This window comes from Pseudomonas sp. MWU13-3659 (genome assembly GCF_023757525.1).
Lineage (GTDB): Bacteria > Pseudomonadota > Gammaproteobacteria > Pseudomonadales > Pseudomonadaceae > Aquipseudomonas > Aquipseudomonas entomophila_E.
This window is the reverse complement of the sequence record NZ_JAMSHW010000007.1, coordinates 237,511-257,740: the sequence shown is the minus strand read 5'-3', so window position 1 is coordinate 257,740 and position 20,230 is coordinate 237,511. Positions and strand designations below refer to the sequence as shown.

Sequence of the window (20,230 nt, the reverse complement as noted above, 5' to 3'; positions counted from 1 at the left end):
CGATGCCTGGCTGCAGTCGGTCAGCGGCGGCTACGTCACCCTCGAACGGATCAAGACCGTGGCCGGCGCGCTGCCGGTGGTGAGCAACATCATGGCCCTGGTCGACGCCCTGGGCGACGTGGTGACCCTGGTCAAGAGCAAGAACCGCCAGCTGCTCGACTGGGTGAGCCTGGGCATCAACCTGATCGGCGTGCTGCCGGCGCCACCGACCATGGCCGCGGCACGCATGAGCCTGCGCCCGACCCTGTTCCTGGTGCGCCAGGAGCTGCGCAACAGCGCCAAGATGCTGCTGGGCGATTCGCTGATCCAGGTGCTGATCGGCCACCTCAACGCGACCATCGCCGGGACCATTGACGATTTCGTGGCCAAGGCTCAGCCGAAGATCGCCGGCATTCTCGCCGACGCGGGCGCGTTGGGTACCAAGATGACCAACGAAATCGCCACCGGGCTGGAGAAGGTCGCCCTGAGCCAGCTAGACGCCAAGGGCGACATGTCGAAGGCGGGCAAACAGGCGTCTGCCGCCGCCGACAAGCTGCTCAACGACCCCAAGGCGGCCTTCAGCAACTTCTTAGGTGCCGTGCATAGCGCTTACAAGGCTGCTGGTAAAGGGCTGGCCAACAGCGCCACGAGCAAACTGCTGCCGGACGAGATCAAGACCAAAGTCTTGGCCAACACCGGCCAGTTGCGCGCACTAGGGCCGGAGATGGCCCGACAGTTTGCCAAGCTGGCTGACCCTGCCACGCAGATGAGCATCGGCTGGATGCTGACGGTGCTCGGCGGCGCAGTGAAGGGCTTCCGCAAGCGCAACAAGAACGGGCAGCCGGGGGTGAGCAAGCCGGGGACCACCACGCAGGTTGAGCGGGAGAAAGGCAAGGGCGAGTTGGCGGTCAGCAGCTCCCAGGCGAAGGCCCAAGGCGCCTCCAGCCCGGTAAAAAGGGGCTGTCCGGAAGAAACGATGGCATTCACTCCGCGCAGCATCAGTTTCGCGCTCGGCTCCGAATTCATCGTCCACACAGACTTCAGCCTGCCAGGTCCATTCCCGATCGAGTGGCAGCGCATCTATCACTCGCGCCTGGCCGAATACGACCAGGGCAACCTTGGGGCGCGCTGGATCACCGAGTTCACTACGCGCATCGATGTCGTCGACAAGGGCATCCTGTTTCACGACTTCGATGGTCGCAGCCATGCCTTCGAGCTGCCCAAGGTGGAGCAGTCACTGTTCAACGCCATCGAAGACCTGCTGCTGATCCGCAGCCGCGAAAACGAGCTGGTGATCTGCCGAGGCTTCGACCGCAAGGAGTACTACCTGCGTGTCGGTGATCGCTATTACTTGCAGAAGATCACGCTCAACAATGGCGCCGGTTGCATGTTGCACTACGAGCACCGCCACGAGGGGCGGCCGGTGCTTTCGGACGTCATCACCTATCAGGATGACCCGAACCAGATCCACCGCCACCTCGGCACCTTGATCGATGACCACGGCCATGTCACCGGCCTGTGGGAGATGCGTGACGGCCAACCGCTGCGCCAACTGTGCGCCTACCACTACGACAGCCAGGGTGACCTGATCGCGGCGCAGGACGAAGACGGCGCGGCCTGGCGCTACCAGTATCAAAACCACCTGGTGAACCGTTACACCGACCGTACCGACCGGGGTATCAACCTGCAGTGGGACGGTAGCGCCTTCGACGCCAAAGCCATTCGCGAGTGGGCCGACGATGGCAGCTTCGACACGAAGCTGGAGTGGGATGAGAACATCCGCCTCACCTACGTCACCGACGCCCATGGCCAGGAAACCTGGTACTACTACGACATCCTTGGCTACCTGTACCGCATCCGTTATCCGGACGAGCGTTCGGAATGGCTGTTCCGCGATGAGCGCAAGAAGCTGCTGCGCCACGTCCACCCGGATGGCAGCGAAGACCGCTATGACTACGACGAGCAAGGCAGTGTCATTCGCCATATTCGCCCTGACCATAGCCAGACGCATTTTGCCTACGACGGCCGCCGCAACCTGATCAAGATCTGCGACGCCGAGGGCGGCCTGTGGCTGCGGGACTACGACCAGAAGGGCAACCTGGTCGAGACCGTCGACCCACTGGGCAACAAGACCGAGTTCGCCTACACGCCTTCCGGGCTGGTGAAGGCGATCAAGGACGCCAACGGCAACGAGAAAAAGCTGGCGTACAACGCGGCGGATCAACTGATCGAGTACACCGACTGTTCGGGCAAGACCAGTGAGTGGGTATACGACGAGCTGGGGCACTTGGTGTCGTTCATCGATGCCGCTGGCAACAAGACGGCCTTCGAGCACAAGGCTGGCCAGCTGGCGAAGGTCACCCACCCAGACAACACCGAAGAGCGTTTCGAGCGTGACGCCGAGGGCCGTCTGCTGGCCCATGTCGATGCGTTGGATCGCTGCACCACCTGGGTCTACAACGCCGCTGGCATGCTGGCTGAGCGGGTGGATGCCGATGAGCGCACCTTGCGTTATCGCTGGGACAAGCTCGGGCGCTTGATCGGGCTGGAGAACCAGAACGACAGCAAGATCAGTTTCCTCTATGACCCCTTGGATCGCTTGCTGGAAGAGAAGGGCTTCGATGGCCTGGTTACTCGCTACCAGTACGACCCGGACAGTGGCCGGTTGGCCAGCACCCAGGTCGGCCAGCGCCGCATCGATATCACCTACGATGCCGTGGGCCGCATCACGTCCCGAGTCGCCAGCCAGGGCGACCAGCGTCAGGAAGAGACCTTCGCCTACGACCGCAACGGCAACCTGATCCAGGCGATCAACGCGGCCAGCAAACTGCAGTGGTTCCATGACGAGGCGGGCAACCTGACCCGCGAGCACCAGTACTACCTCGGTACCGAGGTGCCGATGGTTGCGGTGTGGCAGCACGAATACGACGTGCTCAACAACCGTGTCGCGACCGTTCGCCCGGATGGGCACAAGGTCAGCGTGCTCACCTACGGCAGCGGCCATGTGCTGGGCATGACCCTCGACCAGCACGAGCTGCTGGGTTATGAGCGCGATGACCTGCACCGCGAAGTGGTGCGGCATCAGGGCAACCAGCTGATGCAAACCCAGGCCTGGGACCCGGCGGGGCGCCTGCAAGAGCAACTGCTGGGTAGCCATGACGGCCAGTCGACCTTGCTCAAGCGCCAGTATCAGTACGATGCCGTCGGCCAGCTGACCGATATCCACGACACCCGCCGTGGCCACCTGGCCTACCGGTACGACCCGGTCGGCCGCCTGCTGCAAGCCACCAGCCGCCTGGGCGTGGAGACCTTCACCTTCGACCCGGCCGGCAACCTGCTGGACGACAAGACCCAGGAACTGAACCGTCCGCTGGAAAGCGACCCGCGCCGTAACAAGTTGATGGACAACCTGCTGCGTGAGTATGCCGGGACCCATTACCAGTACGACGACCGTGGCAACCTGATCCATCGCCTGCACAACGGTGAACAGGCGCGCCTGAGCTGGGACCTGTTCGACTGCTTGGCGCGCTTCGACGATGGCAAGCTCAGCGTGGTGTACAGCTACGACGCCTTGGGCCGCCGTCTGCACAAGCACTCCACCGCGCACCATCAGGATGATCCGCGTGCGGGCAGTGGTTGGAACCAGATGCAGCGGGCCAAGCGCCAGCGCGAACTGGGTTGCGGTTACACCTTGTATGGTTGGGATGGCGACAACCTCGCCTGGGAAAGCTCGCCGCCGCAGGACGAAGGTGAGACCGGGCGTACCGTGCATTACCTGTACGAGCCGGGCAGTTTCGTGCCGGTTGCCCAGGCGCTGCGCAAGAGCCCGATCCGCTTGCTACGCCAACCGGACTGGAGCGACCGGGAATACGATTTCGATCAGGACCCGCTGTGGCAACACGAGGTCAAACCGCAGTCACTCGACGCGATCCTCTGGTACCAATGCGATCACCTCGGCACGCCGATGGAGCTGACCGACCACCATGGTGAAGTGGCGTGGACGGCGCAGTACAAGGCATGGGGTGAGGTCAAGGAGGCCCGCTCGGAGTGGGCGAAGCAGAATGGCCTGAGCAACCCTATCCGCTTCCAGGGTCAGTACCACGACCATGAGACCGGGCTGCATTACAACCGCTATCGGTACTATGATCCGAGGGCCGGGCGGTTCATCAACCAGGACCCGATCAGCTACACCGGTGGTTTGAACCTGTTTGCGTATGCGCCGAACCCTGTCGAGTGGGTCGACCCGTTAGGGTTGTGGAAAGGGCAGCCGCGGCAGGCGGGTGGTAGGTTTGGGGCGGGAAAAGATCCTTCGAAGCCGTGTCCGTGTAAGTCGGATGGTACTCATGGGAATAGCCACAATTCGACTAAGCCTGCTATTGGTTATACCTTACGAGATCGCGACACTGGTGAGGTGATGAAGTATGGTGAAACCACCATGGGTAAGCGGCGTTATACTGCAAAGTATATGGAGGAAAATAACGTGGAAATGTTCCAGGAGGCATCCGGAAGCAAGAAAGAGATGCACTCTTGGCAGCATAAAAAAATTCTTGAATATAAAGCTAGGAACGGTGGAAAAAGACCTCCGCTAAACAAAAGCGATTTCTAGGTGATTAAATGAAATTTTGGATGTCAAGTGAGAAAAATATAGAGGTTGGCGATTCGGAAAGAGAGGCTCGCAAAGCGGTAGAGCCTATCATCATTGAATTGCTTAAAGATGTAGAGTTGAACTGTGGTGCAAAGCAATGGAGCTTTATATCTATCGTTATGCCGGATGATATAGTGGGGGCTTACCCTGAAGTTAAGCGCTATCATAAATCAACTAATGTTGTTGAGTTGCGTGTGCAGTTACCATTTTATGTGTTCAAAGAGTCTGAAAGCTTGAAGCAAGTTAGTTTGATGCTAGACGCACTGGCTCGTTCTGTGGAGATGATGGGAGAGATAAAAAGCTTAAAATTGACTGAAGCCGACGCCCATGTGCTCAAGGATTCTGTTGAGAAAGCCCGGGCGAAGCTAAATGCATAATAAAGCCTCGCCCCACTTAGCATGATCTCCCTGGCGTGAGGCTGATGATTTTTTCGCTATAAAGACTCTCGGCTTGTGCCTTGTGTCTACTTCGATTTTGGATATATCGGCGATAAGGTAAAGATGATCTTGTGGGTGAAATCTAAAGCGAGTGGTAGCGTTCCTCCGTTAGATAAGGCATTGATGGGAATCAAGATACGACCCGGTCGGCCGCCTGCTGCAAGCCACCAGCCGCCTGGGCGTGGAGACCTTCACCTTCGACCCGGCCGGCAACCTGCTGGATGACAAGACCCAGGAACTGAACCGTCCGCTGGAAAGCGACCCGCGCCGCAACAAGTTGATGGACAACCTGCTGCGTGAATACGCCGGGACCCATTACCAGTACGACGACCGTGGCAACCTGATCCATCGCCTGCACAACGGTGAACAGGCGCGCCTGAGCTGGGACCTGTTCGACCGCTTGGCGCGCTTCGACGATGGCAAGCTCAGCGTGGTGTACAGCTACGACGCCTTGGGCCGCCGTCTGCACAAGCATTCCACCGCGCACCACCAGGATGATCCGCGTGCCGGCAGTGGCTGGAACCAGATGCAGCGGGCCAAGCGCCAGCGCGAACTGGGCTGTGGTTACACCTTGTACGACTGGGATGGCGATAACCTGGCCTGGGAAAGCTCGCCGCCACAGGATGAAGGCGACACCGGGCGGACCGTGCATTACCTGTACGAGCCGGGCAGTTTCGTGCCGGTTGCTCAGGCGCTGCGCAAGAGCCCGATTCGCTTGCTACGGCAGCCGGATTGGAGCGATCGGGAGTACGATTTCGATCAGGACCCATTGTGGCAGCACGAGATCAAACCGCAGGCGATCGACGCCATTGCCTGGTACCAGTGCGACCACCTCGGCACGCCGATGGAACTTACCGACCACAACGGTGAGGTGGCCTGGACGGCGCAGTACAAGGCGTGGGGGGCGGTCAAGGAGGCCCGCTCGGAGTGGGCGAAGCAAGTCGGCCTGAGCAACTCGATCCGCTTCCAGGGCCAATACCACGACCACGAGACGGGGCTGCATTACAACCGCTATCGGTACTATGATCCGAACATCGCGAAATTCATCTCTCAAGATCCGATAGGGCTATTGGGAGGAACAAACCTCTATCAGTACGCGCCGAACCCTCTGATCTGGATCGATCCACTGGGGCTATCAAAAGTAACAGTTGGTCGTTGGATGGGGCCTTCCGAGTACAACCAAATGACTAGTACTGGGAAAGTTGTGCAAAGCTCTACAGGAACAACGCATGTTGCATCTCCAGCCAGTATTGATGCTTTTGGAAAACAGGCTAAGCCCGGAACCAAGTATGTTGAGTTTAATGTTCCAGAGGAGTCTCTAATTAAAACCAATGAGGGGTGGGCAAAAATTGTGGGTCCCGACTCATTAGAGGGAAGGCTTGCCAAAAGGAAGGGTAATCCTGTACCGGAAATGCCAGTGGCAGAAGACATTCAAGTCAAAGCACATAAAACTGAAGATGGAATTATCAAATGTTCATAGAGATATTGGCTTGGCTTGAGGTTAACTCAAGCAGAAAGCTGGAGCTGAATGAGAATGAGTTGAGTTCAAGTGCCGTTATCAACGTTGATGATGAGTGTAATTTGGCGAGGCTGACATTGTGGGATGATGATAGTTGTGTTATTGAAGCTATCGATGTCGATTCTGGTGGTTATATAATTAATGAGCGTTACGAGATAAAAGACCTGCAGGAATTTATTGACGTTTTCGGGAAGTTTATTTCGGTATTGAAATAGGGATGTTTTAGTTTTAGCGGATTTGTGCCTGGTCGCGGCCGCGCTGGCGGGCCCAGGCCAGGCGCCTGCCAACCCGCCAGCCGCCGCAGGTAACCTGCTGGTCTACGACCCCCAGGCCAGCCTCGACAACTACATGGCCGGCGCCTACAGCACCAACCTCGGCTCCGCCCTCAATGCGACGGCCAAGGCCGAACTCCTCGCATGCTTAACCTGAAGACGTAAAAATGTCTGAGGGTTTGGCGGTTAGCATGATGGGCGTGATATGCCAGGCGGGCATATGCCTCCTGGGCACTCAACAGTGTATCCAACTCGCGATATGACACGGGATGGGTTTGATAGATTGTTTAAAGCGTTGCCGTGGGAGTATGGGGGTGAGGTATGAGTGAGTTCATGACGGCGTTTAGTGCGATCGAGGATTCTTTTAATGAGAAGGTTCGCGGTTTTGTTGAGTCGGTTCAGCGTTCTGGGCTTTCGTGGTCTAATTATGAACTGCATGAGCGCGTCATAAATCAGTATGGCTATGATGTTCGATCTCTGTATTTACAGTATGAGCCTGATTTGATGGCGATGCTGCGTTCTGGCAGTAGTGAAGATCGGCGGGTATCTTTAAAAGTTGCCAGGGATGGTTTGCTTGATCTTTCTTGCTCTGACTCGTTTGTCGAGGAACTCATAAATATATCGATAGATGGGAATGAGGAAGAGATGCTGCTGGCAAGAGATATTTTAGCTTCCCGTGGCTGGGCATCTGGTCGGGATGAACTGGTCGGGAAAATTGTATCTGGTTTCTGCAATGATGGTGTGGATTATTATACGTATAAAAATGTTGGTGAATTTTTATGTGTTGTTGGGGGTAAGCGCTTGCTAGAAGCGCATATAAAACTGGGCGAGGGTAGCCAGGATGAAGATATCGTTGAGCTGGCTAATGATCTAAGCTTGCACTTTTTTCGTGGGTAATTTGTTTTGTATACGTGTTTGAGAGCTCTAGGCTCTGTACGAAAAGAGATGTCGCTAACACCGCATGGAATAGCCGCGTTGGCTTGACGCAATGCTGACTGCGTCCAGGCAGAGGCTGGGCACAGAGGATGTCACTGGCTTGACCGCCAGAAAGGAGGACGCGCAAGCGTGTCCCGTTGGCATCGAAAGGTAGACAAAGACACGAGATTCTGGCGATTGGCCAGCTCTTTCAGTTATCCTGCGCGCCCAAATTATTTCAAATTGTAAGGGACTACGATGAAACACCTGCGCCAGTTGTTGGCGGCAGTGTTGCTCTGCGCAACTACTTTGCCTGCCATTGCCGCCAGCACTCCCGCGTCTGCGCCAACCGCCAGCGAACAACCGCACCAGACCGCCGAGCAGTGGCTGGCCACGCTCAAGCAACAGCACGGCAACATCACCCTGCCCGGCGGTATCGCCAGCCTCCAACTCAACAACGAGTTCTACTACCTGTCACCGGGCGACACCGAGCGCCTGCTGACCGAAGGCTGGGGCAACCCACCGGGCTTCAAGACCCTCGGCATGATCATCCCGACCGCCGTCAATCCACTGGCGGACAACGGCTGGGGCGTGATCATCAGCTACAAGAACGACGGCCACATTTCCGACGATGACGCAGCCAAGATCGACTACGCCGACCTGCTCGAGCAGATGAAGGCCGATGACGAGGAAGACAACAAGGAGCGTCGCAAGCAAGGTTATGCCGGCCTGACACTGTTGGGCTGGGCCGAACCACCGAGCTACGATCAGGCTACCCACAAGATGTACTGGGCGCGAGAGTTGAAGGCCGAAGACGCCGACCAGACCACCCTGAACTACAGCATCCGCGTGCTGGGCCGCGAAGGCGTGCTGGAGCTCAATGCCGTGGCGGCGATGGCCGACCTGCAGACCATCAAGCAGGAAACGCCAAAGATCCTCGCCTTCACCAACTTCACCGACGGCAACCGCTACGCCGATTACGACGCCAAGACCGACAAGCTGGCGCCATACGGCCTGGCCGCCCTGGTCGCCGGTGGCATCGCCGCCAAGGCGGGCCTGTTCGCCAAGATCGGTGTTGCCTTGCTGGCGTTCAAGAAGTTCATCATCCTGGGCTTGGTGGCCATCGCCGGCTTCTTCGGCAAGCTGTTCAAGCGCAAGCGATCCTGATTCAGACCTGGCTCACCCTTGCTGGGTGGGCCACCTCCTTAAAACGAACGTGCCTGCTGAATGCTTCCAGGCATTAATGCCGTTCAGGGCACAATGTGGTGGGGCCATCTCCATGACCGTCCGCCATCCACCCAACGCAGCCCTCGGACTTTTCGATTTATAGTCAGCCTTGCTGCTTTCAGGGCGAACCCTAGAGAAAATAACCTGGTTTTGCCGAACGTTGCGAAGCTTCGAGGTGTACGGCGGGAGAGGTGCAGCGCTCGATCTTGAGCGCGCTGCAAGGCGGACGGCGAGCACCTAGTCGCCAACACGCGGTCAAAAGCCCTGCGCCCAAAGACCTCGAATGGGGGAAAAGGGGACGTATTTGAATGGCACTTACTTAGGTGCATGTTCGGCTTTCGTTGCGCTCAATGCGATTGTCTGGGAGCCGGCGCACCGCCCCCAGGCACCGCATGCTCAGTGCCTCATTCCCAACTCGGCATCATCCATCAGCGCCTTGGCCAGCGCGCTCAGGTAATACGACGCCCAGAGCAGTTGCGGCTTTTCTTCCATGATCCCGGCGATGGTCAGGTCGCGCACGCAGCCCATCAGCTCCGAGGCTTGGTCGCGGGCGTGCTGGCAGGGGATGCCGGGTTCGATGCAGAACAGCGGGTCGGTTTGGCCTTCGCCCTGGTAGAACTTGGTTTTGCCTGCGGTGGTGTTGTCTGTGGTCATTGTTCAATCTCCCTGAAGTTGTTGGGGGCTGGGCGGGCCCTTTCGCCAGCAAGGCTGGCTCCTACAGGTGAATCGCAGCCCCGGTAGGAGCCAGCCTTGCTGGCGAACAGGGCCGGCCAGGGCTTAATGCAGCGTCTGCGGCTGCGCCGGCATCTGCACCTGGATCAACGCCGATTCGAGCAACACGCGCAGCGATTCGACTTCATGCATCGACGCCATCATCAGGATCGTGGCGGGGGACTTGGGCTGGGCCAGTATCGCCTGATGAGCGCAGCAATCTTGCCCCGCCACCTGCACAGCCACCCAGGCGCTCACTTTGTCGGCGGATGACCACCCCTCAGACACCGTGATAGCGCTTAACCATCACCACAATAGCGAACGGTGGTTGTTCAAAAACCTGCGAAGTAGGACAATTATCGGCTTCACGTCCCAACCAGCGACCTTGCATGGCCTTTCTTGCACTTGGTATCAACCATAAGACTGCCTCGGTAGACGTACGCGAGCGCGTGGCGTTTACCCCGGAGCAGCTGGTGGACGCCCTGCAGCAGCTGTGCCGACTGACCGCCAGCCGCGAGGCGGCGATCCTGTCGACCTGCAACCGCAGCGAGCTCTACATCGAGCAGGACCACCTGGCCGCCGACGCCGTGCTGCAGTGGCTGGCCGACTATCACCAGCTGAGCCTCGACGAGCTGCGCGCCAGCGCCTACATCCACGAAGAGCACGACGCGGTCCGGCACATGATGCGCGTGGCCTCGGGCCTCGATTCGCTGGTGCTCGGCGAGCCGCAGATCCTCGGCCAGATGAAGTCGGCCTACGCCGTGGCCCGTGAGGCCGGCACCGTCGGCCCGCTGCTGGGGCGCCTGTTCCAGGCCACCTTCAGCGCCGCCAAGCAGGTGCGCACCGACACCGCCATCGGCGAGAACCCGGTGTCGGTGGCGTTCGCCGCGGTGAGCCTGGCCAAGCAGATCTTCTCCGACCTGGGCCGCAGCCAGGCGCTGCTGATCGGCGCCGGCGAGACCATCACCCTGGTCGCCCGCCACCTGCACGAGCAGGGCGTGCGCCGCATCGTGGTCGCCAACCGCACCTTGGAGCGCGCCAGCATCCTGGCCGAGCAGTTCGGCGCCCATGCGGTGCTGCTGGCGGACATTCCGCAAGAGCTGGCCAACAGCGACATCGTCATCAGTTCCACCGCCAGCCAGCTGCCGATCCTCGGCAAGGGCGCGGTGGAAAGCGCGCTGAAGCAGCGCCGGCACAAGCCGATCTTCATGGTCGACATCGCCGTGCCGCGGGATATCGAGCCGCAGGTCGGCGAGCTGGACGACGTCTACCTCTATACCGTCGACGACCTCCACGAAGTGGTGGCGGAAAACCTCAAGAGCCGCCAGGGCGCGGCCCAGGCCGCCGAAGAGCTGGTCTCGGCCGGCGCCGACGACTTCATGGTGCGCCTGCGCGAGCTGGCGGCGGTGGATGTGCTCAAGGCCTATCGCCAGCAAAGCGAGCGCCTGCGCGACGAAGAACTGCAAAAGGCCCTGCGCCTGCTGGGCAACGGTGGCAACCCCGAGGACGTGCTGATGCAACTGGCCCGGGGCCTGACCAACAAACTCCTGCACGCCCCGAGCGTGCAACTGAAAAAGCTCTCTGCCGAAGGCCGCCTCGATGCGCTGGCCATGGCCCAGGAACTCTTCGCCCTTCACGAGGGCTCGACGGACAAAACCCCGCAATGAAAGCGTCGCTGCTGAACAAACTGGACACGCTCCAGGACCGCTTCGAGGAACTCACCGCGCTGCTGGGTGATGCCGAAGTCATTTCCGACCAGACGCGCTTTCGCGCCTACTCCCGCGAGTACGCCGAAGTCGAGCCGGTGATCGCCTGCTATGTAGGCTGGCGCAAGGTACAGGACGACCTCGAGGGCGCCCAGGCGCTGCTCAAGGACGCCGACCCCGACCTGCGCGAGATGGCCGTGGAGGAAGTGCGCGAAGCCAAGGAGCAGTTGGTGGGCCTGGAGTCGCAGCTGCAGCGCATGTTGCTGCCCAAGGACCCCAACGACGGGCGCAACGTGTTCCTGGAAATCCGCGCCGGCACTGGTGGCGACGAGGCGGCGATCTTCTCCGGCGACCTGTTCCGCATGTACTCGCGCTATGCCGAGAAACGCGGCTGGCGCCTGGAGATCCTGTCTGAAAACGAAGGCGAGCACGGCGGCTACAAGGAGATCATCGCCCGGGTCGAAGGCGACAGCGTCTATGGCAAGCTGAAGTTCGAGTCCGGTGCCCACCGCGTGCAGCGCGTGCCCGAGACCGAATCCCAGGGCCGTATCCACACCTCGGCGTGCACCGTGGCGGTACTGCCCGAGCCCGACGAGCAGGTGGCCATCGAGATCAACCCCGCCGACCTGCGGGTGGACACCTACCGCGCCTCCGGCGCCGGTGGCCAGCACGTCAACAAGACCGACTCGGCCATCCGCATCACCCACTTGCCCACCGGCATCGTGGTCGAGTGCCAGGAAGAGCGTTCGCAGCACAAGAACCGCGCCCGGGCCATGTCCTGGCTGTCGGCCAAGCTCAACGACATGCAGACCAGCGCCGCGCAGAACGCCATCGCCAGCGAGCGCAAGCTGCTGGTGGGGTCGGGCGACCGCTCCGAGCGCATCCGCACCTACAACTATCCACAGGGCCGGGTCACCGACCACCGCATCAACCTGACGCTCTACTCGCTCGACGATATCCTCGCTGGTGGCGTGGACGCCGTGATCGAGCCGTTGCTGGCCGAATACCAGGCCGATCAACTGGCCGCCCTGGGGGACTGAATGACCATCATCGCCAGCCTGCTGCGCAACGCGCAGCTGCCGGATTCGCCGACCGAGCGGCTGGACGCCGAGCTGCTCCTGGCCGCTGCCCTGGGCAAGTCGCGCAGCTACCTGCACACCTGGCCCGAGCGCATCGTCAGCAGCGAGGCGGCCGAGCTGTTCGCCGGCTATCTCGAGCGCCGTCGTGCCGGTGAGCCGGTGGCCTACATCCTGGGCCAGCAGGGCTTCTGGAAGCTCGACCTGGAAGTGGCGCCGCATACGCTGATCCCGCGCCCGGATACCGAGCTGCTGGTGGAGACAGCGCTCGAATTGGTCCCGGCCAAGCCGGCCCGAGTGCTGGACCTGGGCACCGGCACCGGGGCCATCGCCCTGGCGCTGGCCAGCGAGTGCCCGGCCTGGCAGGTGACTGCGGTGGATCGCATCGAAGAGGCCGTGGCCCTGGCTGAGCGCAACCGCCAGCGCCTGGGCCTGGGCAACGTCCAGGTGCGTGCCAGCCACTGGTATGACGCTCTTGAAGGCGAGCGTTTCGATCTGATTCTCAGTAACCCCCCCTACATCCGCGCCGCCGATCCACACCTGGTGGCCGGCGACGTGCGCTTCGAACCCAGCAGCGCCCTGGTGGCCGGTGAAGACGGGCTGGACGACCTGCGTGTGATCGTCGCCCAGGCCCCGCAACACCTGTTGCCGGGCGGCTGGCTGCTGCTTGAGCATGGTTACGACCAGGCCCCCGCCGTGCGCGAACTGCTGACCGCCGGCGGTTTCATCGACGTGGCCAGCCGCGTCGACCTGGGCGGCCACGAACGCATCAGCCTGGGGCGCCTGCCATGCTGAGCGACCAGGAGCTGCTGCGCTACAGCCGCCAGATCCTGCTGTCGCAGGTGGACATCGACGGCCAGCTGCGCCTGAAGCACGGCAAGGCCCTGGTGATCGGCCTCGGCGGTCTGGGCTCGCCGGTGGCGCTGTACCTGGCTGCGGCCGGTGTCGGCGAGCTGCACCTGGCCGACTTCGACACGGTGGACCTGACCAACCTGCAGCGCCAGGTCATCCACGACAGCGACAGTGTCGGCATGAGCAAGGTCGACTCGGCGATCAAGCGCCTGCAAGCGATCAACCCAGAGATTGCGCTGGTCGCTCATCGCCAGGCGCTGGACGAGGATTCGCTGGCTGCCGCAGTGGCCGCCGTCGATGTGGTGCTGGACTGTTCAGACAACTTCGCCACCCGCGAGGCGGTCAATGCCGCCTGCGTGGCATCCGGCAAGCCCCTGGTCAGCGGCGCGGCGATCCGCCTCGAAGGCCAGCTGTCGGTGTTCGACACCCGACGCGACACCAGCCCTTGCTACCACTGCCTGTACGGCCATGGCAGCGAGGCCGAGCTGACCTGTAGCGAAGCCGGTGTGCTTGGCCCGCTGGTCGGCCTGGTGGGCAGCTTGCAGGCGCTCGAGGCGCTGAAGCTGCTGGCAGGCTTCGGCGAGCCGCTGGTGGGGCGGTTGTTGCTGATCGATGCGCTGGGCACGCGCATGCGCGAGTTGAGGGTCAAGCGCGACCCGGCCTGCGCTGTGTGTGGCAACCGTGATGAGTGAGCGCTCGGCGCCGATCGGCGTGATGGATTCGGGCGTCGGCGGTCTTTCCGTGCTGGCCGAGATCCAGCGCCTGCTGCCTAACGAGACGCTGCTGTATGTGGCCGACAGCGGGCACGTGCCGTATGGCGAGAAGACGCCGGACTATGTTCGTCAGCGCTTGCGGCATATTGCCGGCTTCCTGCGCGAGCAGGGCGCCAAGGCCATGGTGCTGGCGTGCAACACGGCCACCGTGGCGACTGTCGCCGACTTGCGGGCGCTGTACCCGGACTGGCCGGTGGTGGGCATGGAGCCGGCGGTCAAGCCGGCGGCGGCGGCGACCCGTTCCGGCGTGGTCGGGGTGCTGGCCACCACCGGCACCTTGCAGAGCGCCAAGTTTGCCGCCTTGCTCGACCGTTTTGCCAGCGACGTGCGGGTGATCACCCAGCCGTGCCCTGGGCTGGTCGAGTGCATCGAGGCTGGCGATCTCACCAGCCCGGCGCTGCGTGAGCGGCTGGCAGGCTATGTGCAGCCGTTATTGGCGCAGGGGTGCGACACCTTGATCCTCGGCTGCACCCACTATCCCTTCTTGCGCCCGATGCTTGCGGACATGGTCCCGGCGGACGTGGCGATCATCGATACCGGCGCCGCCGTAGCGCGGCAGTTGCAACGCCTGTTGGGCGAGCGCGACCTGCTGGCCGAGGGGTCGGCGCGGGAAACCGCGTTCTGGACCAGCGCCGATCCGCAGAGCCTGAAGAAAATCTTGCCCATGCTGTGGAAGCCGTCCGAGAGCGTGCAACGCTTCCCGCTCTGAAAGCTTGCGTCGATGCCCTGGCCCCGTGCGGCCTCTGTAGGAGCGGCTTTAGCCGCGATCATCCACGAAGTGAGTACCAGACACCGCGTCGCCTGCATCGCGGCTAAAGCCGCTCCTACAGAGGTCCCTGCGTAGCCAGTCCAGGTTAGCGGGGCAGCGGCCACAGATGGCTCAGGCACATGGCCTCGAGCACCAGTTCCGGTTGGCGTTGGTCCAGGCGGGCCACCAGTTCGAGCGCCGCAGTCTGCGCTGTCCATTCCTCCGGGACCACCTGGGCGAGGGTCGCGGATTGCGGTGCCACCACGGTCAGGTCGATACCCAGGGCTTTCAGGGGAGCGCGTTGTTCACGCAACCATTGCAGCAGGCTGTTGCGCCCATCCGGAGGCTGCCGGGGGTCGAACAGCTGCTGGGCCGAGTAGCGGCTGAGGATTGCCATCACTTGGGGGTTGTCGCCCTTGGCCAGCAAGGGCCGGGCGCCGGCAAGGGCATGCTCGGTGGCGCGCAGGTTGCTGCTGACGATCATCTCGAACAGCTCGGTGTCTGGCGTGTCGTCGGCGAGGTAGTCACTGACCCCGGCGTTGACGATCAAGCCGTCGAGCGTACCCCATTGGCGCTGTAGCTGCTGGCTGGCGGTTTCAGCCTGAGCCCGGTCCTGAATCTGGCCAAACACGCGCAGCAGGAGATCGCCATGGCGCTGCGCAAGTGCGTCGAGTTCCTGGCTATCCCTGCCACTGGCGGCTACCCGGTGCCCCTGTTCGATCAATCGTTCCACCAGCGCCAGCCCGAGTCCTTGGCTGGCCCCTGTCACCCAGAAACTGCGCGTAATGCTCAAAATGTTTCCCTCTGATTCTGCCAGGTGGACAGCCCTTTGAAGGCCTCCAGTGCACGCTGGCGACTGCGGTCGAGATCGACGATCGGAATTGTGTAGTTGTTTGAGCAATTATTAGTAGCAAATAGATCAGCAGATTTCACGGGTCGATGAATCGTTTTATCGTCCATTTGCTGTAGTTCGGGCAGCCATCGGCGAATGAAGGTTCCCTTCGGATCGAAGCGTTGTGACTGGGTGGTCGGATTGAAGATCCGGAAATAGGGCACCGCGTCCGTTCCGGTGGAGGCGCTCCACTGCCAGCCGCCGTTGTTGGCGGCCAGGTCGCCGTCGATCAGGTGGCGCATGAAGTGGCGCTCGCCCTCGCGCCAGTCTATCAGCAGGTTCTTGCTGAGGAACATGGCGACGATCATGCGCAGGCGGTTGTGCATCCAGCCGGTCTCCAGCAACTGACGCATGGCGGCGTCGATGATCGGAAAGCCGGTACGCCCCTGTTTCCAGGCCTCCAGGTCGTCAGGCGCATTGCGCCAGGGCAGGGCCTCGGTGTGCAAACGGAATGCACGGTGCCGCGAGACGTGTGGATAACCTACCAGGATGTGTTTGTAGAACTCTCGCCACAGCAGTTCGTTCACCCAGGTCTGCACGCCGGCGTTGCCGCTGTCGAACTCGCCAAGGTTGCTGGCCAGTGCCGCGTGCAGGCACTGGCGCGGCGAGATGACGCCGGCCGCCAGGTAGGGCGAGAGCTGGCTGGTGCCTGCCTTGGCGGGCAGGTCGCGCAGTTGCGGGTAGTCTTCGACGGTTTCGTCGATAAAGCGCGAAAGCCGCCGCTGGGCTTCTTCTTCGCCGGCCGGCCAATGGTCGCGCAGGGACTGTGGGGGGACGGCGAAGCCATCGATCTGTTCCGGGATGGGATCGCTGGCGATGTCGAGAGGGGCCTGGCGTCCCGGTCGTTGTGCCCGCGCGGGCAGGCTGCGGTGCAGGTGTTCGAGGCAGACGCGCTTGAACTGGCTGAACACCTGGAAGTACTGGCCGCCACGGGTCAGCACGCTGCCCGGCTTGAACAGCAACTGGTCCAGATGCCTGTGGGTGGCGATTGCGGACTGCTCCAGCAGGGCGCGAGCCGCGCTGTCGCGCAGGGTTTCATTGACGCCGTACTCTTCGTTCCAGTGCACGGTGTCGACCTGGTGCTGGCGGCAGACTTCGAGCAGTACCTGGGGTACCTCGCGCCAGGTGTCGGTGGTGCGCACCAGCAGGGGTATGTTCAAGGCTGCCAGGGCCTGGCTCAGCAGGCGCAGATTGCGCAGCCAGAAGTCCACCTTGCAGGCGGCGTCGTCATGGCATTGCCATTGGCCAGGGCTGGCAATCCACAGCGCCACGGTCGGGCCGCCCTGGCTGGCGGCCGAGAGTGCGGTGTTGTCGTCGATGCGCAGGTCGCTGCGCAGCCAGATCAGTTGCATGGGCATTCGGGCCTGTGGTGGTCGATCAGGGTTGCTGAAGCAGGCGCAGGGCTGCCTGAGGGCTGTCGAACAGTTGCAGGTGGGGCAATGCCAGCGCCTGCAATTGCGTCTCGAACAGGCCGATGGTGCTGCCGCCTGCCAGTGTGTTCACACTGATTTCCCGCAAGGCTCGCGACAGCGCGGGCAATTCCGGGCGGCACCCAAGGTGCAGCAGCAAGGCGCGGGGTTGCAGCAGCTCCACGGCCTGGCGCAGTTGCCGAGGTTCGACCGGCCATTCGAGAATCTCCAACGGCTGGCCACTGCTGCTCAGCAGCCAGGCACAGAGCCAGAATTCGGCGTCGAAGGGGGTGTCGTCGGTGCGGGCCAGCAGCACGCAGGGGCCGGCCAGCGAGTGGCTGTCGTGGTAGACCCGCGCGCCCAGTTTGCTGCGCAGCCAGGTGTGAAAGAACACCTGCTCCAGGCGTGCGTCGAAATGTGCTTGCCAGCGCTGGGCGAGCGCGTCCAGCAGGGGCAGGAGCAGGCGTTCGCAGACGGTCACGGCGGGGTACAGCGCCATTGCCTGGTTCAGCAACTGGTCCAGCTGGCGCTGGGCGAGGCGGGAGATGGCGCCGATCATCTGTTCGATGCGCTCGCCCCATTCGCCCTGCACAGTGGTCGTGGGATCGGCGGCCTTGTCCAGCAGTTCGCGCACCTGGCTCACCGCCGCGCCTCGTTCGAGCCAGCGCAGCACGGCTTGCACCCGTTGCACCTGGTCCTGTGGATAAAGCCGATGCCCCTTGGGCGTGCGCTGGGGTTTGATCAGGCCGTAGCGACGCTCCCAGGCGCGCAGGGTGACCGGGTTGACGCCGGTCAGCCGCGCCACTTCGCCGATGGGCAGCAGGTCTTCAGATAGCATTGCGTAGTCCGAGGGTTTCCGGGTGGGGCTGCAGGTAGGCCTGCTGCATCAGGTAAGGGGTCGGGTGGTTGCGCAGGTGGTGCTTGAGCAGGGTCAGGGGCACCACCAGCGGCACCACGCCCTTCTGGTACTGGCCGATGACCTGCTGCAACTCGAGCTTGTCCGCTTGCTTGAGGTCATCGCGCAGGTAGCCGCTCAGGTGCTGCAATACGTTGCCGTGGGTGCCGCGGCTGGCGCAACGGCGCAGGGCCTGCATCAATTGGCTGAAGTAATGTGGGCCGAGCTGTTCGGGCGTATCGTCGCGGGTCATGCTACCCAGCAAGCGGCCCAGGCTGCGATAGGCCTGGGGGTTGTGGGCCATCAGCAGGTACTTGTAGCGCGCGTGGAAGCGGATCAGTGCGCCACGGCTCAGGCCCTCACGCAGCAGGGCCTGCCAGTCGGCGTAGGCGTAGACGCGGGTAATGAAGTTTTCCCGCAGCACCGGGTCGTGCAGGCGCCCTTCTTCTTCGACGGGCAGGTCGGGGCGCCGGGCACAGAACGCCGACGCAAAGGCACCGCGCCCGCCCTGGTGGGGAGGACGGCCATTGTCCTGGTACACCTTGACCCGCTCCAGGCCGCATGAAGGCGATTTCTGCATGAACACGTATCCGCAGATGTCATCGAGTTCGCCTGCCATCTGTTCGCCGTATGCACGCAGCGGCCCAGCCAGATCAGTGGTGTTGTCGCGGCTGCCGGTGACGGCGGGATGATCCGGGTCGCCCACCAGGCGAATGGGTTCGCGGGGCACACCGAGCCCGATGGCGACTTCCGGGCATACCGGCACCCACTCGAAATGCTCGTCGAGCAGGTCGCGACACAGCTCGGAACGCTTGTGCCCGGCGTTGTAGCGCACGTTCTGCCCGATCAGGCAGGCGCTGATGGCCAGGCGTGGTTTGCCGCTGGGAGCGGAAGGGTTCATTACGGACTCCGGAATAACCTGTACAGGAAGATCGTTTTGTACAGGTTTATTCCAGCACATTTGCAAACTTATACAAGTACTACTTTTTGTATAAGTTTGCCGTTCCCGCTAATCCAGGTGTTCCAGCAAGCGCCTTGCGGCTTCCTGGCCACTGAGCCAGGCACCTTCGACACGGCCGGACAGGCACCAGTCACCACAGGCGTAGAGGCCTTGGTCGGCATCGGCCAGGGCGCCCCATTCGTGGTTGCCGGCAGGGCGGGCATACAGCCAGCGGTGGGCGACGGCGAAGGAGGGAGGTGGTACCGCGCAGCCGACCAGTTCGGCGAACTCACCGTGCAGTTGCTCGATCACCTCTTCCTTCGACAGGTCGATATGCTGCTTGCTCCAGTTAGACGTGGCGTGCAGTACCCAGGTATCCAACTGTTCCTCACGGCCAGGCTTGCTGCGATTGCGTGCCAGCCAGTCGAGCGGGTTGTCCTGCACGAAGCAACCTTGCATCGGGGTTTCAAGTGGCGTTTCGAAGCCTAGCGCGATGGCCCAGGTCGGCTCCATCTGCACCCCGGCGGCCACCGCCGCGAGTTTGGGCGTGGCGGCCAGCAGGGGCGTGGCCTGGGGCGCCGGCACGGCGATCACCACGCGGCTGAACGGGCCATGGCTGCAGCCTTCGGTGTCCTGCAGATGCCAGTACTGCTTGCCGCGGAACACCTCGGCGATGCGGCAACCGAAGTTCACCGTGACGTCCTTGAGCAGGCCTCGGGTGATCGCGCTCATGCGCGGCACGCCGACCCAGCGGATCTGCTCGTCGGGGGAAGGGGTGAGTTCGCCATCGCGGTAGTTGTAGAGCTGGGGCTTCCATTGTGCGGCCCACCCCGCCGCGACCCACTGCTGCACCTGCTCGACGAAGCGCCGGTCACGGGCGGTGAAGTACTGGGCGCCCAGGTCGAGCGCGCCAACCTCGCTGCGCTTGCTGGCCATGCGCCCGCCGCTGCCATGGCCCTTGTCGAACAGGTGGACGGTCTGCCCGGCCTTTTGCAGGGCCTGGGCGGCAGACAGGCCGGCGATACCGGCACCAATGATGGCAATTGGAACAGTCATGATGGCCTCTTCGAACCGTGCTGTGTGCAGCCTACGCTGCTCGGCAAACCTGTACAATGCACAATGTTTGTATAAGGTTATTCCGCTCGATAGGACAGGTTCGCCTATGTTTATCCGAGAGCGTATGGTCAAAAAAGTGCCTTGATCTTAAAAATAGACCACGGCCGCCAACTGTGAG

General features: G+C 62.0%; 17 protein-coding genes and 1 pseudogene. 12 read left to right on the top strand and 6 right to left on the bottom strand.

Going from position 1 to position 20,230, the window contains the following annotated elements:
• The 7 genes and pseudogenes from NGM28_RS12015 to NGM28_RS11985 form a co-directional block, all read left to right on the top strand.
• Positions 1-4,585, top strand: a 4,585-nt coding sequence (locus tag NGM28_RS12015) for an RHS repeat-associated core domain-containing protein (RefSeq protein ID WP_252090286.1), incomplete at its 5' end; no start/stop codon positions are given.
• A gap of 8 nt (positions 4,586-4,593) precedes the next feature.
• Complete coding sequence (locus tag NGM28_RS12010) at positions 4,594-5,001, top strand: Imm44 family immunity protein (protein ID WP_240066272.1); 408 nt, start codon at positions 4,594-4,596, stop codon at positions 4,999-5,001.
• 187 nt (positions 5,002-5,188) lie between these two features.
• A pseudogene (locus NGM28_RS28680) lies at positions 5,189-6,541 on the top strand (TreTu family toxin); the annotation flags it as partial.
• The gene (locus tag NGM28_RS12000) at positions 6,532-6,795 is read left to right on the top strand and encodes an immunity protein TriTu family protein (RefSeq protein ID WP_252090284.1); all 264 of its coding nucleotides are present in this window, start codon (positions 6,532-6,534) and stop codon (positions 6,793-6,795) included. The pseudogene NGM28_RS28680 and the gene NGM28_RS12000, both read left to right, overlap by 10 nt.
• Before the next feature lie 22 nt (positions 6,796-6,817).
• On the top strand, positions 6,818-7,009 hold the full coding sequence (locus tag NGM28_RS11995; protein ID WP_252090282.1) for a hypothetical protein: 192 nt from the start codon (positions 6,818-6,820) through the stop codon (positions 7,007-7,009).
• A gap of 164 nt (positions 7,010-7,173) precedes the next feature.
• The gene (locus NGM28_RS11990; RefSeq protein ID WP_252090281.1) at positions 7,174-7,749 is read left to right on the top strand and encodes a hypothetical protein; all 576 of its coding nucleotides are present in this window, start codon (positions 7,174-7,176) and stop codon (positions 7,747-7,749) included.
• Positions 7,750-8,025: 276 nt separating this feature from the next.
• Positions 8,026-8,934, top strand: coding sequence for a DUF2167 domain-containing protein (locus NGM28_RS11985; RefSeq protein ID WP_011532207.1), 909 nt, complete (start codon positions 8,026-8,028; stop codon positions 8,932-8,934).
• A 456-nt stretch (positions 8,935-9,390) separates the two neighbouring features.
• Here the strand turns inward: NGM28_RS11985 and NGM28_RS11980 are convergent, their stop codons facing one another.
• Positions 9,391-9,648 carry a DUF3077 domain-containing protein gene (locus NGM28_RS11980; RefSeq protein WP_240066274.1) on the bottom strand — a complete coding sequence of 86 codons (258 nt, stop codon included), beginning with the start codon at positions 9,646-9,648 and terminating at the stop codon, positions 9,391-9,393.
• Positions 9,649-10,094: 446 nt separating this feature from the next.
• Here NGM28_RS11980 and hemA point away from each other — a divergent pair, with 446 nt between their 5' ends.
• From hemA to murI, 5 genes are read left to right on the top strand one after another with little or no spacing between them, the layout of a single operon-like run.
• Complete coding sequence (gene hemA, locus NGM28_RS11975; protein WP_213659576.1) at positions 10,095-11,372, top strand: glutamyl-tRNA reductase; 1,278 nt, start codon at positions 10,095-10,097, stop codon at positions 11,370-11,372.
• The gene (gene prfA, locus NGM28_RS11970) at positions 11,369-12,451 is read left to right on the top strand and encodes a peptide chain release factor 1 (RefSeq protein WP_011532211.1); all 1,083 of its coding nucleotides are present in this window, start codon (positions 11,369-11,371) and stop codon (positions 12,449-12,451) included. Before hemA ends, prfA begins: the two co-directional genes overlap by 4 nt.
• Positions 12,452-13,282, top strand: coding sequence for a peptide chain release factor N(5)-glutamine methyltransferase (gene prmC / locus NGM28_RS11965; RefSeq protein WP_252090280.1), 831 nt, complete (start codon positions 12,452-12,454; stop codon positions 13,280-13,282). It begins immediately after the preceding gene.
• The gene (locus NGM28_RS11960; protein WP_240066276.1) at positions 13,276-14,031 is read left to right on the top strand and encodes a molybdopterin-synthase adenylyltransferase MoeB; all 756 of its coding nucleotides are present in this window, start codon (positions 13,276-13,278) and stop codon (positions 14,029-14,031) included. The genes prmC and NGM28_RS11960 overlap by 7 nt, the downstream gene beginning before the upstream one ends.
• Positions 14,024-14,821, top strand: a complete 798-nt coding sequence (murI, locus tag NGM28_RS11955; protein ID WP_252090278.1) for a glutamate racemase — start codon at positions 14,024-14,026, stop codon at positions 14,819-14,821. Before NGM28_RS11960 ends, murI begins: the two co-directional genes overlap by 8 nt.
• 145 nt (positions 14,822-14,966) lie before the next feature.
• On the opposite strand, the gene NGM28_RS11950 is transcribed toward murI, so the two are convergent.
• From NGM28_RS11950 to NGM28_RS11930, 5 genes are all read right to left on the bottom strand, one after another.
• Positions 14,967-15,653: an SDR family oxidoreductase gene (locus tag NGM28_RS11950; protein WP_252090277.1), complete on the bottom strand. Its 687-nt coding sequence runs from the start codon at positions 15,651-15,653 to the stop codon at positions 14,967-14,969.
• Positions 15,650-17,104, bottom strand: a complete 1,455-nt coding sequence (phrB, locus tag NGM28_RS11945; RefSeq protein ID WP_252090274.1) for a deoxyribodipyrimidine photo-lyase — start codon at positions 17,102-17,104, stop codon at positions 15,650-15,652. Before phrB ends, NGM28_RS11950 begins: the two co-directional genes overlap by 4 nt.
• A 25-nt stretch (positions 17,105-17,129) precedes the next feature.
• Positions 17,130-17,999, bottom strand: a complete 870-nt coding sequence (locus NGM28_RS11940) for a MerR family transcriptional regulator (RefSeq protein WP_252090272.1) — start codon at positions 17,997-17,999, stop codon at positions 17,130-17,132.
• Positions 17,989-18,957 (bottom strand): YbgA family protein, encoded by a 969-nt coding sequence (locus NGM28_RS11935; protein WP_252090270.1) that lies wholly within the window; start codon positions 18,955-18,957, stop codon positions 17,989-17,991. Before NGM28_RS11935 ends, NGM28_RS11940 begins: the two co-directional genes overlap by 11 nt.
• Positions 18,958-19,065: 108 nt before the next feature.
• Positions 19,066-20,052: an NAD(P)/FAD-dependent oxidoreductase gene (locus tag NGM28_RS11930; protein ID WP_213659584.1), complete on the bottom strand. Its 987-nt coding sequence runs from the start codon at positions 20,050-20,052 to the stop codon at positions 19,066-19,068.
• Positions 20,053-20,230: the final 178 nt, after the last annotated feature.

Excerpts from the sequence above, each read along its gene's own strand:
- NGM28_RS12010 (WP_240066272.1), top strand. The coding sequence starts at position 4,594 with ATGAAATTTTGGATGTCAAGTGAGAAAAATATAGAGGTTGGCGATTCG.
- NGM28_RS12000 (WP_252090284.1), top strand. The coding sequence starts at position 6,532 with ATGTTCATAGAGATATTGGCTTGGCTTGAGGTTAACTCAAGCAGAAAG.
- NGM28_RS11990 (WP_252090281.1), top strand. The coding sequence starts at position 7,174 with ATGAGTGAGTTCATGACGGCGTTTAGTGCGATCGAGGATTCTTTTAAT.
- NGM28_RS11985 (WP_011532207.1), top strand. The coding sequence starts at position 8,026 with ATGAAACACCTGCGCCAGTTGTTGGCGGCAGTGTTGCTCTGCGCAACT.
- NGM28_RS11980 (WP_240066274.1), bottom strand. The coding sequence starts at position 9,648 with ATGACCACAGACAACACCACCGCAGGCAAAACCAAGTTCTACCAGGGC.
- hemA (WP_213659576.1), top strand. The coding sequence starts at position 10,095 with ATGGCCTTTCTTGCACTTGGTATCAACCATAAGACTGCCTCGGTAGAC.
- prfA (WP_011532211.1), top strand. The coding sequence starts at position 11,369 with ATGAAAGCGTCGCTGCTGAACAAACTGGACACGCTCCAGGACCGCTTC.
- prmC (WP_252090280.1), top strand. The coding sequence starts at position 12,452 with ATGACCATCATCGCCAGCCTGCTGCGCAACGCGCAGCTGCCGGATTCG.
- NGM28_RS11960 (WP_240066276.1), top strand. The coding sequence starts at position 13,276 with ATGCTGAGCGACCAGGAGCTGCTGCGCTACAGCCGCCAGATCCTGCTG.
- murI (WP_252090278.1), top strand. The coding sequence starts at position 14,024 with ATGAGTGAGCGCTCGGCGCCGATCGGCGTGATGGATTCGGGCGTCGGC.
- phrB (WP_252090274.1), bottom strand. The coding sequence starts at position 17,104 with ATGCAACTGATCTGGCTGCGCAGCGACCTGCGCATCGACGACAACACC.
- NGM28_RS11940 (WP_252090272.1), bottom strand. The coding sequence starts at position 17,999 with ATGCTATCTGAAGACCTGCTGCCCATCGGCGAAGTGGCGCGGCTGACC.
- NGM28_RS11935 (WP_252090270.1), bottom strand. The coding sequence starts at position 18,957 with ATGAACCCTTCCGCTCCCAGCGGCAAACCACGCCTGGCCATCAGCGCC.
- NGM28_RS11930 (WP_213659584.1), bottom strand. The coding sequence starts at position 20,052 with ATGACTGTTCCAATTGCCATCATTGGTGCCGGTATCGCCGGCCTGTCT.